Below are 13,444 nucleotides of genomic sequence, written 5' to 3'. Positions count from 1 at the left end.
TTATTCCTCCGTTTGCGCGCGCCAAAGCCAGGCGCCATCCTTTCCCAGGATACGGGTCACCTGCCCGCGCTTGTAGAGGTAATTGAGGTGCGCAACGGCTTCGACAAGGGCAAGCCCGTAGGTGCCCTTGTTGATGCGGCGCCTGAACAGGACCGGGAAACACTCCACCGCCCGCTTCGGTTCTGCCAGGTGATCGGTGAGCCGCGCGAGCGCAGAGACATGGTTTTCCGCCATCTGATGCAACCGGATGGGCAAGCCGGTGAAGGGCATGTTGTGACCGCACAGCACAAGCTGATCGTCCTGTGCGAAGGCCGCCAGCCGCTCCGTGCTTTCCATCCATTCGCCCAGGGGGTCAGCCTCGGGTTCTGTGGGATGGACCCCGATGTTGGGACTGATGGAGGGCAGAAGCTGATCACCGCCAAGCACCAGGGGATCCTCGCGCGACCAGAAGGTCAGGTGTTCCGGCGCATGGCCATGGCCGACACGCACGTCCCAGGTGCGCCCCGCGGCGCAGAAAGTGTCACCCTCTTGCAGGCGGGTATATCCCACCGGGATCGGGTGCACCGCATCGATGAAGTTGAACGGGCGCTCTGCCTCACGCTCTGCCAGGATCGCCGGGTCCATCCCGGCCCTGCGCCAGAAGGTCAGCGCTGCGGGGGCGGGGCGCTCCTGTTCGTCCAGCAGCAGCATCCGCGCCATCAGCCAGGCGGTCCGAGAGGTCACCAGTTCAGCGTCCCGGGTCTCCTGCAACCACCCTGCCAGCCCGCAATGATCCGGGTGGTGATGGGTCAGTAGCACGCGGCGCAGGGGCTTGCCCGCCAGCGGACCGGCCAGCAGCCCTTGCAGGATCTCACGGCTTTCAGGCGTATCAAGCCCCGTATCCACCAGGGTCCAGCTGTCGCCGTCGTCCAGCGCGTAGATATTCACGTGATCCAGCGCCATGGGCAGCGGCAGGCGGAACCACAGGACCCCCTCCGCAACCTCAACTGCGCTGCCATGTTCCGGCGGCACTTCCCAGGGAAAGCGGATGGGGGCCAAGTGTGTCACGCGGTCAGATCCTCGACACTCAGGGCATAAAGGTCCTCATCGCCCGCCACCGCATGGGCCAGCAAGCCCACATGTTCCGGCAGGAGCCGGGCGATGTAGAAGGCGGCCAGCCGCGAGCGCGGCCCCTCGCCGCCCTCTGCCATGGCGGCCTTGAGGTGGGCATAGCCGCCGAAGACACGGGCAAAGCCCATCAGGAAGGGAACGGAGCCTGCAAAGCGCCGGTTCATCTCCTCCTGCGCCACCATCCATTCGGTGGCCTCGCGCAGGGTTTCCACCGCCTGCCAGAGCGGTTCTGCCAGGGAATCATGGTGGCCACGTGCGGCTTCGACCAGGCCCTGCATCTCTTCGATGATGGCAAAGGCGGCTTCGCCCCCGTCGGCCAGCTTGCGCCCCACCAGGTCCATGGCCTGGATGCCATTGGTGCCTTCGTAGATCGCGGTGACCCGGACGTCGCGGTAGAACTGGCTGGCGCCTGTTTCCTCGATATAGCCCATGCCGCCGTGTACCTGCATGCCGGTTTCGGACACGCGCATCCCGACTTCGGTTCCGAAGGCCTTTGCGATGGGCGTCAGGAAGGCCGCGCGCGCCTGCCATGCCGCCTCTTGCGTGGCCTTGCCCATGTCGAGCGCCACGGCGCAGCTCAGCGCGATAGCCCGGGCGGCAAAGACATCGGCCCGCATCGTCGCCAGCATCCGGCGCACATCGGCATGATCCACGATCGCTCCGGTGCCGCCCGGCTTGCCGCTCAGCGGGGTCCGGCCCTGCTGGCGGTCCTGCGCAAAGGCCAAGGCATGCTGGTAGGCCCCCTCGGCCACGCCGATCCCTTGGATGCCCACGCCAAGACGGGCGTTGTTCATCATCGTGAACATCGCGGCCATGCCCTTGTGAGGCTCCCCGACGATCCAGCCTTTCGCGCCGTCGTACTCCATCACCGCCGTGGGAGAGCCATGCAGGCCCATCTTGTGCTCAAGGCTGACCACCCGCAGGCTGTTGGCCTCTCCAAGGGAGCCATCCTCGTTGGGCAGGTACTTCGGCACCATGAACAGGCTGATGCCGCGTGTCCCCGGCGCGGCATCGGGCAGCCGCGCAAGCACAAGGTGGCAGACATTGCCGCCGAAATCGTGATCCCCCCAGGAGATGTAGATCTTCTGCCCGCTGACAGCATAGGTCCCGTCGTCAAGCGGCTCTGCCTTTGTGCGCAGCGCGCCAACGTCAGACCCCGCCTGTGGTTCGGTCAGGTTCATCGTACCGGTCCATTCGCCGGAGATGAGCTTTGGCAGGTAGAGGTCCTTCAGGTCGTCAGAGGCATGGTGCTCCAGCGCTTCCATCTGGCCCTGGGTCAGAAGCGGGTTGAGCGCCAGGGACAGGCAGGCGGAGGAGAGCATGTCGTTCATCGCGCTCGTCAGGGTCATGGGCAGGTCCATCCCGCCGTAACTCTCTGGCGCGGAAAGGCCCATCCAGCCACCTTCAGCCAGCGCCTGGAACCCTTGGGCGAACCCCTTCGAGGTCCGGACAGAGCCGTTCTCCAGCATGGCCGGATCGACATCGCCATTGCGCTGCAGGGGGGCCCAGACGTCTTCCGTCAGGCGGGCGATCTCCGTCAGGATCGCCTCTACCGTATCCGGAGAGGCCTCGGCGAAACGCTCGGATGCGGCAACCTGGTTAAAGCCGACGACATGGTCGAACAGGAAGCGGAACTCGGCGACAGGCGCACGAAAGGGCATGGTCTTTCCTCCTCAGCAGCCTGGCCTGGCGGGGGCAGCCCCTGCCCGGCTTGGCAAGACGCGAGCCGCGCGATATGGCTGGCCCAACGGAGTAATACCGTACCCCGGAGACCCTTTTCATCAACCCAAACGCCGCGTCACGGCCCGCGCGACCAGAGGACGACCATGTGGCAAACCCGAAAGCTTGACGGTTCAGATGCCGCATTGGACGAGGCCGCGGCGCTTCTGCGCTCCGGTGCGCTTGTCGCCATGCCCACGGAAACCGTCTACGGGCTGGCGGGCGATGCCTGCAATGACCGCGCCGTGGCAGAGATCTATGCCGCCAAGGGGCGTCCCTCCTTCAATCCGCTGATCGCCCATGTGGCTGACCTGGAAATGGCCGGCCAGCTGGTAGAGCTTCCGCCCCAGGCCCGCCAACTTGCCGATGCCTTCTGGCCCGGTCCCCTGACGCTTGTCCTGCCCCTGAAAGCGGGGGCTGCGGTCTCTGGCCTGGTCACCGCCGGGCTGCCGACCCTGGCGATCCGGATGCCGGCCCACCCACTGGCGCGTGCACTGATCGCGCGGCAAGGCGGACCGCTGGCCGCGCCCTCAGCCAACCCTTCCGGCCGGATCTCTCCGACGCTGGCAGAACACGTGATGACCGGGCTGGGCGGGCGGATCGCGGCGATTCTGGATGGCGGTCCCTGCACCGTCGGCCTTGAGTCGACGATCCTGGCGGTCGACCCCGATGGCACCGTGCGGCTTTTGCGGCCCGGCAGCATCACCGCGGAAGATGTGCGTGAGCGGACAGGGATCACCCTGTCATCCGGAACTGACAAGGGGATCGAGGCACCGGGTCAGATGCTGTCACATTATGCGCCCAAGGGCACCATGCGGCTTGAGGCCAAGACCCCTGCCCCCGGTGAAACCTTCCTGGGCTTCGGCCCCTCCGGCGGGGATCTGAACCTGTCGCCCTCCGGCGATCTGACAGAGGCCGCAGCGAACCTGTTCCGCGCGATGCATGAACTGGACCGGATGAATGCCAAGGCGATTGCGGTCGCTCCGATCCCGGATACAGGCCTTGGCCGCGCCATCAATGACCGGCTGCGTCGCGCGGCCGCTCCACGGGACTGAGACGGCTCAGGCGCGCCCGGCCACGTCTGACAGCAGCACCGGATCCAGCCCCTGCGCGGCCAGCGCCTTGGACCATTTCTGCGCGTCATCCTGACCGAAGATCAGGTTGGTTTCGGCATCGCCCACCAACCAGCCATTGTCGGCGATCTCTCCTTCCAGCTGACCTGCCCCCCAGCCGCAGTAACCAAGCGCAAGCATCGCGTGCTCCGGCCCGTCGCCAGAGGCGATGTCCTCCAGGATATCAAGCGTCGCGGTCATCTTGAGCCCGTCCCCGACGGAGAGGCTGGAGATGGCGGATTCGTAATCCGCCGTATGCAGGACAAAGCCGCGCTCCATCTCCACCGGCCCACCCGTGTGGACCGCGCTTTCCAGCGCGTCAGCCTGCCCGGTCAGCCCCAACTGATCAAAGAGATCCTCCTTTGAGACGTTCTCGGCCAGCTTGTTGATCATCAGCCCCATCGCCCCTTCCTCGGAATGGGCACAGAGCAGGATCACGGAGTTGGAAAAACGCGGATCGGGCATGCCCGGCATGGCCATGAGGATCTTTCCCGTCAGGTCGAAGGATGTCGTCAAAATGTGTCTCCTGTCGTCCCGCCATTTTCATCGGCTCCCTAGAATGTGAGCCTGCCCCACGCCTTTATCAACCGTTCAGATGCAGATCGAATGCAAAGAGGGAAAAATCCCGCAACTCTCGCCGCTTTGTGAATTGGATTTTCAGGTGTACCCGGGCATTGCTATGCCATGACTTTCCGGATGCAATCCCTGGCTGCGGCCGCAATGTGCCTTTTCGCGGCTCTTCCCGCGGTGGCCAACCCCTATGCCGATTACATTTCCGCGCGGATGCTGCCCGGTTGGCGGGCGCCGGACGGAACGCATATGGCCGGTCTCGAGCTGACCCTTGCGGATGGCTGGAAGACCTATTGGCGCCAACCCGGCAGCGCCGGCATCCCCCCCACCTTCGACTGGAGCCGCTCCGGCAACATCGACGCCGTGGAGGTGATCTGGCCCAACCCCGAGGTCTTCGAGTTGAGCGGCCTGCGCTCCATCGGGTACAAGCACCGCGTGGTTCTGCCGCTGAGGGTCACCCCGGACGACCGCTCCGAAGACGTGATGCTGAACGGGCGCATAGAGCTGGGGATCTGCGAAACGGTCTGCGTTCCGTTAAGCCTTGAGATCGCCGCGGATCTCGAGCCGGATGCCACCCGCCGTGACCCGGCGATCGTGGCGGCCCTTGCCGGGCGCCCCTTCACCGCGAAAGAGGCCCGGGTGAGCCGCGCCACCTGCCGCTTCGAACCCAACGCCCAGGGCCTGGGGATCGAGGCACGCCTGACGATGCCCCCTGCCGGCCGCATGGAAACCGCCGTTTTCGAAACGGGCCAGCCGGGCATGGTGCTGTCCGACGCCCTTGCCCATCGCGAGGGCGAAACGCTTGTGGCGCGGACCACCGTGCTGGGCGGACCGATGATGTTGGACCGGTCCCGGATCCGGATCACAGTCCTTGGCAGCGATCACGCGGTAGAGATCACGGGCTGCGAGGCAGGCTGAGAGCGGCCTAGCCCCTTGCGGGTCGCTGTCGCATCTGCAGTGCCAGGCCGACCAGGAACAGCAGCGCGACAAGCCCCAGCATTCCCCCCAGGAACAGCAAGAGAGCGGCCGTCAGGGGGGCAACCCCGGCCAGAAGCGGCACCACTCCGGCCAGCGGGGCCCAGACCTGGCCCTGCCAGAGCGCGGGCCCAAGCGTTGCCGCGAACCACACCGCCATCAGCGCCACGCCCGCCCAGTTCAACACCCGGAGACCCGAGGCCCGCCGGGACCGCAGCGCACGGGACAGCGCCTGACGCATCCGCATCAGGTCGTGCTGCATGGCCACCAGCGCCGGCACCACGAAAAGCACAAGCACCATGCCGAAGCCCAGCCCGTAGACCAGCGTGATGACCGTTGGCTTGAGGAACTGCGCCTGGCTAGATCTTTCGTAAAGCAGCGGCGCAAGACCCAGAACCGTGGTCAGGGTGGTCAGCACGACAGGGCGCAGCCGGTCTTCCGCCCCATCGATGATGGAGGGAAAGAGCCCGCGCTCTTGCGCGTATTCGTCGATGGTTGTCACCAACACGATGGAATCGTTGATGATGATCCCAGTCATGCCCAGCAGCCCCACCACCGTGAACATGGACAGGGGCACGTCCCAGATCGCATGTCCGTAGAAGGTGCCCACCAGGCCGAAGGGAATGATCGCCATCACCACCAGCGGCCGTGTCCAGCTGGAGAAGACCCAGGCCAGCACCAGGTAGATCCCAGTCAGAACGAAGATCAGGCCCTGCAGCGCATCGGACAGGAAGCTGCTTTCCTGCTCTGCAAGTCCGGACAGGCGGTATTCGATCTGGAGCTGCGCGACGATATTGGGAAGGATCTCCTCTTCCAGCGCCGACATGATCTCCTGCGCGCGGGTCGGGTCATCTTCGGAGATATCGCCTGTGACGGAGATCCCCCGCAGCCCGTTTTCCCGCCGCACCGTGGAGAACCCGCTGCGTTGCGTCACCCGCACGATATCGGCGAGTGGCACGTACTGGCCGGCGGGGCTGCGCAACATCGTCCGTTCCAGGAAGTCCGCCGTCAGCTCGTCTTCCGGCAGGCTGACCCGGATTTCGGCGCTGCGCGGGCCCTCGGGATAGGTCGCGGCCTCGATCCCGTTCAGCCGGTGGCGCAGCACGCGCCCAAGGTCATCTATGGTGAAACCAAGCGCCTGCCCCTGCGGCGTGAGGTCCAGGATGAACTCCTGCTTGTCATAGGACAGGTTGTCCTCGACCGCGGACACCTCGGGGTAGCGCAGAAGCTCCGTCTTCAGCATCTCGGAGGCGGCCTTCAGCGTGTCCGCCGACCCGCCGTAGAACTGCACGTCCAGCGAATCCCCCCCCGGTCCCGATCGCCAGCCCCGGAAGGAAACCACTTCTGCCAAGGGGTGGTTCTGAACGGCCTCCTGCAGATCCGCCACATAGGCAAAGCTAGAATAGGGGCGCAGGTCGGCATCGATCAGCTCGATTGTCACGGCGCCCAGCTGATCGGGATCCTTGCTGTCGGACCCGGAGAGATAGGCCCCGGAATTCCCGCCGATCTCTGCCAGGACATAGGCCACGGGACTGACCCCATAGCGATCCTCGTAATCCTGTGCCACGGCTTCGGTCGCGCGCTGGATCTCGCGCATCATGGCAAGGCTGTCTTCGCGCCCTGCCCCGGGGGCCATCATGAAGTTCCCGGTGACCGATCCCCGTTCCGGCGCGTTGAAGAAGCGCCACTGCAGATCGCCACGGATGAACAGCGCCACTTGCGATGCAAGAAGCACGACGACAAGGGCCAGGACCGGGTAACGGGCCCGGATGATGCCCGCCATGAAGGGCCGGAAGAGCCGCTCGCGGGCCCATTCGAAGCCGCGGTTGAAGGTCCGTGAGGGGACATCATACCAGCGCTCCTCCCCGCCCCCGGCCAGCGCGTGGCTCATGTGGTTGGGCAAGATCAGGAAGCATTCCACCAAGGAGGCCAGCAGGACCGTAATGACGGTAAAGGGGATATCGGCGATCATCTCTCCGAACCGGCCTTCGATCACGGTCAGCCCGAAAAAGGCAATGACTGTGGTCACCGTCGCGGAAAAGACCGGCATGGCCATGCGCCGCGCGGCGTTCTCTGCGGCCATCACGGGTGGTTCGCCATGGTCGCGGACACGGGCATCGGCATATTCGGCTACGACGATGGCGTCGTCGACCACGATACCAAGCGTGATAATCAGCGCGAAAAGAGAGATCAGGTTCAGCGTCAGGCCGCCTGCGTACATCAGGGCAATGGCTGTCAGCATGGCGACGGGAATGCCAGCGGCCACCCAGATCGCCGTGCGGGCATTCAGGAACAGGAACAGCAGGCAGAGCACAAGCAGCAGCCCGGTTGCGCCGTTGTCCAGCAGGATCTCGATCCGCCCGGCGATCCTGTCCGCGCGGGTTCGGATCAGATCCAGGCGCGTGCCCTCTGGCAGGGTCGCCTGCATCTGGGCCGCGACCTCTTCAACCTGGCGCTGGATCGCGATGGCATCGCCCTTGTCCGAACGGTCCACCCGGACAGAGATCGCCGGATCATCGCCCACGAAATAGGTCCGAAGCCGGTCCACGCCCTCGACCCGAATGCGCGCCACGTCCCCTACGGTCAGGGTGTTGCCGCCGGGTTCGGACCGCAGGACGATCCCCGCAATCTGATCGGCGGAGCGCTTTTCCGTCCCGGTCCTGACACGCGCATTCGCCCCGGTAACATCGCCGGCGGGATCCCCGTCCACCTCTGCCGCAATGGCATCGGAGATCTCAGCCAGTGTCAGGTCGTGGGTCATCAGGGCAAGGGAGGGAACCTCGATCACCGTGCGCGGGGCGGCAAGGCCCCTTATCGTCGTCCGTGTGACCCCTTCAGCAAACAGCCGGGCCACGAATTCATCGGCGAAGCGGGCCAGCTGGTCCATTCCCACCGGCCCCGTGACGATCACATCCGTCACCCGGTCACGCCAGGCGCTGCGGGTGACCTCCGGCAGGTCGGCCTCTTCCGGCAGGTTGGTGACCGAATCCACGGCAGCCTGCACGTCATCCGCCGCGCGCGCCATGTCCCAGCCCGGCTCGAACTCAAGGTCGATGCGGGCGCGGCCCTCTGTTGAATCCGCCTCTGACTCCGCGACGCCCTCAACGGCAAGAAGCGCGGGTTCAAGCACCTGCACGATGGCGCGGTCGACGTCTTCGGCCCCCGCGCCCTGCCAGCCCACGCTCACGCGGATATCATCCACGATCACATCCGGGAACTGCTGCGCCCGCATGCGCGGCAGGGCGGCCAAACCCGCAGCCAGCATGAGCACAAGTAGCAGGTTCGCGGCGGTCCGGTGGCGGGTGAAGTAGCTCAAGACACCCGTCGCCGGGCCGGGAACCCTGCGCATGGCCTAGCCCCCCATCCGGCTTTCAAGCCTCTGGACCATTTCCGCCGGCACCTTGGCCTGTTCGAGCTGCCCGAGCATGCGGGTCTTCACCTCTGCGGGCAGAACGCTGTTTGCCTCCACGAAGGCCATGAGGCGCTGGCGCTGCTCTGCGGAGAGTTCCACCAGCGCAGGCTCTGTCGTCTCTGCCTCCGCCGTTCCGGGGCGATTGGGCCGCACAAGGATGCCCGCCCCCAGCAGCGGGGTGCGTTGTGCCACTACGTCAAGCCCGTGCAGCTCCGGGGCACGAACAAGGATCGTATCGCCCTGCCTGCGCTCAAGCGTGACCGGCTGAACCTCAAGCCGCTGATCCTCTCCGACCACGAGCACCGTTCCGGCCGCATCAAGGGCGGTTGCCGGCAGCCGCACGACCTGTTCGACGGGCTCTTCCTCAATCCGGACGGTGACAAAATCCCCTGGTTTCAACCCGCGGGCCTTTTCAAGCGTCGCCAGGATAAGTCGCCCGGTCTGCCCTTCGCCCACGGCCGCACTGTCGCGGCTGATCTGCCCTTCGGCGGTCAAGGCCGCGCCGAGGGTCTCAAGCGCGACTTCCACCGGCAGGCCCATCAGGCGCCCGGTCTCATCCAGCAGGCGCGCGTATTGCGTGGTGGAGACCCGAAAGGCCACTTCCAGCGCCTCCGGATCGACCAGCTGCGCCAGCACCTCGTTCGCGGCCAGAAGCCGGCCCTGAACCAGGGTCACGCCGGACAGGGTGCCATCGAAGCCCGCGCGGATAACCGTGTCATCCAGATCCCGTTGCGCTTCCCTCTGCGCGATCTGCGCGCGGGACAAGGCGGTGGCAGCGCTGTCGATGCGCGCCTCTGCCTGGGCCAGCGCACTGCGAGAGGACAGAACCGACTGCCGCGCCGCGGCCGAGGCAAGCTCTGCCGTTTCCACCGCGACCGGAGAGCCAAGTCCGCGCTCCACAAGCTGGTTCTGTCGATCCAGGGCGCGGGTGCGCAGGTCTTCCTGATCCCTCGCCGCCACCAGCGTATCCTGGGCAATGCCCAAGCCGCGTTCTGCATCGCGGACTTCTGACCGCGCATCCGCCAGATCCGCCTCTGCCCGGTCAAGCGCGGCCTGTGCCTGGGTCGGGTTGATCCGCAACAGGACCTGCCCCTGTCTGACCTGCCCGCCCTCCCGGAACTCCGGCGCCAGCTCAACCACCGTGCCAGAGGCAGAGGCACGGATATCCAGCGTGCGCTGACTGCGAATTTCCCCGAAGACCGTCAGCACCGGGCGCAGGGTCTGGGGCTCTGCCGTCACGACATTCACGGCAAAGGTCCGTTCGCGCGCTTGGGGGATGAAAGGCTCTTGCGACAACCGGTCCTGCACCGCCCCGTTGATCAGGTAGCCGGCATAGGCCAGCAACCCCAGGGTGAGTGAGAGCAGGAACAATCCAGACAGGCTTCGAACCAGAAATCGCATGCGTGGCTTATCCAATGAAGGAGACAGATGGCGGCGCGGTTCACCCGCCCATTCTCTGTACCGCCCCGCAGTCTGCCAAGCCACAAATTCGTTATGGTTGAACGGTTACTTACGACGCAGGTGTTCATCCAGCCGCGGCATGATTTCCACGAAATTGCAGGGCATATGCCGATAATCGAGCTGTTTTGACAGGATTTCGTCCCAACCGTCCTTGCAAGCCCCCGTGCTTCCGGGCAGCGCGAACAGGTAGGTTCCGCCCGCCACGCCGCCTGTTGCCCGACTTTGCACCGCTGAGGTGCCGATTTTCTGCATCGAGACCATCGTGAACATCGTGGCGAAGGCGTCGATTTCCTTCTCGTAGACGTCGCGATGCGCCTCCACGGTCACGTCGCGCCCCGTCAGCCCGGTCCCCCCGGTCGAGATCACCACATCAACGCCCGGATCCGCGACCCAGGCCCGCAGCTGTGCGGCGATGTCGGCGCGATCATCTCGCAGGATCTTCCGATCCGCCAGGACATGGCCCGCCCCTTCGACCCGCGCGGCAAGCGTGTCGCCGGAGCGGTCATCTTCTGGTCCGCGCGTGTCGCTGACGGTCAGGATGGCGATCCGTACTGGAATGAAGTCTCTTTCCGTCATGGCCTAGCTCCGGTCAATGAGAATGAGGCGCAGGGCGAGCGCGCCGAAGATCCCTGCAGAGATCCGGTTGAGCCAGCGTCCGGCCTTGCCCCGGGCCGCGAACCGCGCCTGAAGCTGACCCGCCAGCGCGCCGGCCAGCCCGTTGATCACCAGCCCGCCGGCAGCCAGCACCGCCCCGAAGACCAGGAACTGTGGCAGAACGGCATGGGCCGGGTCCACGAACTGCGGCACGAAGGCCAGGATGAAAAGGATCACCTTGGGGTTCGAGAGGTTGACCAGCAACCCGTCGCGGAAAGGCTTCGCGGGCTTCAGATCAGCCCGGCCCGGCCCGTCAGAGCGCAGGATCTGCACGGCCATCCACAACAGGTAGCCAGCCCCCAGCCAGCGGATGACCTCGAAGGCAATGGGATGGCTGGACACCAGCGCGCCCACGCCCAACCCGGCGATCAGCGCATGCAACAGGCCGCCGACTGCCACGCCGGCACTTGCCCGCCAAGCCGCCGCAGGCCCCGCACGCAGCCCCTGCCCGGCGCAGAACATCATGTCCGCGCCCGGGGTCAGGTTCAAAGCCAGCGCGGCGGGGATGAAGGTCAGCAGGACAAGCGCCTCGACAGGCATCAGCCCTTGCCTTCCAGCTTAGCGCGCACCGCCAGTAGATCCGCCCAGGCCTCTCGCTTGGCCTGGGGCTGGCGCAGAAGGTAGGCCGGGTGGGTCATCGGCATCGCCGGCAGTCCGAACGCCTCTGCCCAGTGGCCGCGCAGCCGCAGGATACCGCGCTTATTGAGCGCCGCCTGGCAAGAGATATTCCCCATCAGCAAAAGGACGTCAGGCTTGGCAAGCGCCACGTGCTTCTGCACGAAAGGCAGCATCATGGCGATCTCTTCAGGTTTTGGATCGCGGTTTTGCGGGGGCCGCCAGGGAAGTACATTGGTGATGTAGACGCCCTCTTCGGGCTTTTCCGCGCCGCGCGACAGGCCGATTGCGGCCAGCATCTTGTCCAGCAGCTGGCCGGCTCGACCGACGAAGGGCTTGCCCTGGCGGTCCTCGTCCCGGCCCGGCGCCTCGCCCAGGATCATCAGGCGCGCGCCCGGTTGACCGTCAGAGAACACCAGGTTGCGGGCCCCGTTGCGCAATTCGCAATGGTCATAGGCGGAAAGGGCGGCGCGCAATGCCTCAAGGCTGTCGGCGCCCTCAGCTGCGATCCGCGCTTCCTCGACCGCGTTGACCTCCACCCGCTCACGGACCTCGTCGGGGGTCGCCTGAGCCGCGGGTTTGCGGGCCGGTTCGGGCGCAAGCTCGAACCGGTTGACCGGACCATCGCCGATCGCTTCAGAGGCGCCCATCTCCAGCTGCCATTCCAGCATGCTGCGCGCCAGGTCCCAATCCAGTGCCGATTCCATGTCCTGCTCCATGAGCGACACCGTAACGCCCCCGGCGGGCGGGCGGAAGCGGTGCTTGATGGCCGGTGCTCGATGGCCGATTCTTCTCGATGGCCAGAGCTTGCTGACGGGCACCGGACCCGCCTATAAGCGGGCCAGACCGACAAGCGGAGATGAGGCCATGAGCTTTCGCCAGAACCACCTGCTGGGCATCGAGCCCCTGGCCCCCGATGAAATCACCGCCATCCTGGACCTGGCGGAGGATTACGTTGCCCTCAACCGGTCAGACAACAAGAACACCGACGTTCTAAGGGGCCTGACCCAGATCAACATGTTCTTCGAGAACTCGACCCGCACGCAGTCCAGTTTCGAGATCGCGGGCCAGCGCCTTGGCGCGCATGTGATGAACATGGCCATGCAGGCCTCTTCCATCAAAAAAGGTGAGACGCTGATCGACACGGCGTTGACACTGAACGCCATGCACCCTGACCTGCTGGTCGTGCGGCACCCCCATTCCGGCGCTGTGGACCTGCTGAGTCAGAAGGTCAACTGCGCCGTGCTGAATGCCGGCGACGGGCGGCACGAGCACCCCACGCAAGCACTGCTGGATGCGCTGACCATCCGCCGCGCCAAGGGGCGGCTGCACCGGCTCAACATCGCGATCTGCGGGGATATCGCCCATAGCCGCGTGGCACGGTCGAACCTGCTGCTGCTGCACAAGATGGAGAACCGGGTCAAGCTGATCGGCCCCCCTACCCTGGTGCCCTCTGCCTTTGCCGAACTGGGCTGCGAGGTCTACGAGGACATGCAGGAAGGCCTCAAGGGGGCCGATGTGGTGATGATGCTGCGCCTTCAGAAGGAACGGATGGACGGCGGCTTCATCCCGTCGGAACGCGAGTACTACCACCGTTACGGGTTGGACCAGGCCAAGCTGTCCCTTGCCGCAGAGGACGCCATCGTGATGCACCCCGGCCCGATGAATCGCGGGGTCGAGATCGACGGAACGATCGCCGATGACATCAACCGCTCCGTGATTCAGGAGCAGGTTGAAATGGGCGTGGCCGTGCGCATGGCGGCGATGGAGCTTCTGGCGCGCAACCTGCAGGAACGCCGCGCGGCAGCGGCCTGAC

General features: G+C 65.6%; 11 protein-coding genes. 3 read left to right on the top strand and 8 right to left on the bottom strand.

Going from position 1 to position 13,444, the window contains the following annotated elements:
- Both HCZ97_RS02565 and HCZ97_RS02560 read right to left on the bottom strand, forming a co-directional pair.
- The gene (locus HCZ97_RS02565; protein ID WP_167687098.1) at window positions 1-1,047 is read right to left on the bottom strand and encodes an MBL fold metallo-hydrolase; all 1,047 of its coding nucleotides are present in this window, start codon (window positions 1,045-1,047) and stop codon (window positions 1-3) included.
- A complete protein-coding gene (locus HCZ97_RS02560; protein ID WP_167687097.1) occupies window positions 1,044-2,771 on the bottom strand; it encodes an acyl-CoA dehydrogenase in 1,728 nt (575 codons plus the stop codon). Before HCZ97_RS02560 ends, HCZ97_RS02565 begins: the two co-directional genes overlap by 4 nt.
- A gap of 165 nt (window positions 2,772-2,936) precedes the next feature.
- On the opposite strand from HCZ97_RS02560, the gene HCZ97_RS02555 reads away from it, so the two are divergent.
- The gene (locus HCZ97_RS02555; protein WP_167687096.1) at window positions 2,937-3,884 is read left to right on the top strand and encodes an L-threonylcarbamoyladenylate synthase; all 948 of its coding nucleotides are present in this window, start codon (window positions 2,937-2,939) and stop codon (window positions 3,882-3,884) included.
- A gap of 6 nt (window positions 3,885-3,890) precedes the next feature.
- Here HCZ97_RS02555 and HCZ97_RS02550 read toward each other — a convergent pair whose 3' ends face one another.
- Window positions 3,891-4,457, bottom strand: a complete 567-nt coding sequence (locus HCZ97_RS02550) for a YqgE/AlgH family protein (protein WP_167687095.1) — start codon at window positions 4,455-4,457, stop codon at window positions 3,891-3,893.
- Between the two features lie 168 nt (window positions 4,458-4,625).
- Between HCZ97_RS02550 and HCZ97_RS02545 the strand changes: the two genes are divergently transcribed.
- Complete coding sequence (locus HCZ97_RS02545) at window positions 4,626-5,429, top strand: protein-disulfide reductase DsbD domain-containing protein (protein ID WP_167687094.1); 804 nt, start codon at window positions 4,626-4,628, stop codon at window positions 5,427-5,429.
- A gap of 7 nt (window positions 5,430-5,436) precedes the next feature.
- On the opposite strand, the gene HCZ97_RS02540 is transcribed toward HCZ97_RS02545, so the two are convergent.
- From HCZ97_RS02540 to HCZ97_RS02520, 5 genes are all read right to left on the bottom strand, one after another.
- Window positions 5,437-8,835, bottom strand: coding sequence for an efflux RND transporter permease subunit (locus HCZ97_RS02540; protein ID WP_167687093.1), 3,399 nt, complete (start codon window positions 8,833-8,835; stop codon window positions 5,437-5,439).
- 3 nt (window positions 8,836-8,838) lie between these two features.
- Window positions 8,839-10,299, bottom strand: coding sequence for an efflux RND transporter periplasmic adaptor subunit (locus tag HCZ97_RS02535; protein ID WP_167687092.1), 1,461 nt, complete (start codon window positions 10,297-10,299; stop codon window positions 8,839-8,841).
- A 105-nt stretch (window positions 10,300-10,404) separates the two neighbouring features.
- Window positions 10,405-10,935, bottom strand: coding sequence for a molybdenum cofactor biosynthesis protein B (moaB, locus tag HCZ97_RS02530; RefSeq protein ID WP_167687091.1), 531 nt, complete (start codon window positions 10,933-10,935; stop codon window positions 10,405-10,407).
- Between the two features lie 3 nt (window positions 10,936-10,938).
- Window positions 10,939-11,553, bottom strand: coding sequence for a LysE family translocator (locus HCZ97_RS02525; RefSeq protein WP_167687090.1), 615 nt, complete (start codon window positions 11,551-11,553; stop codon window positions 10,939-10,941).
- Window positions 11,553-12,335, bottom strand: a complete 783-nt coding sequence (locus HCZ97_RS02520) for a uracil-DNA glycosylase family protein (protein ID WP_167687089.1) — start codon at window positions 12,333-12,335, stop codon at window positions 11,553-11,555. The genes HCZ97_RS02525 and HCZ97_RS02520 overlap by 1 nt, the downstream gene beginning before the upstream one ends.
- A 160-nt stretch (window positions 12,336-12,495) precedes the next feature.
- Between HCZ97_RS02520 and HCZ97_RS02515 the strand changes: the two genes are divergently transcribed.
- The gene (locus HCZ97_RS02515; RefSeq protein WP_167687088.1) at window positions 12,496-13,443 is read left to right on the top strand and encodes an aspartate carbamoyltransferase catalytic subunit; all 948 of its coding nucleotides are present in this window, start codon (window positions 12,496-12,498) and stop codon (window positions 13,441-13,443) included.
- Window position 13,444 lies beyond the last annotated feature (1 nt).

This window comes from Pseudooceanicola sp. HF7, assembly GCF_011806405.1.
GTDB lineage: Bacteria > Pseudomonadota > Alphaproteobacteria > Rhodobacterales > Rhodobacteraceae > Pseudooceanicola.
This window is presented reverse-complemented; position numbering and strand designations above follow the sequence as displayed.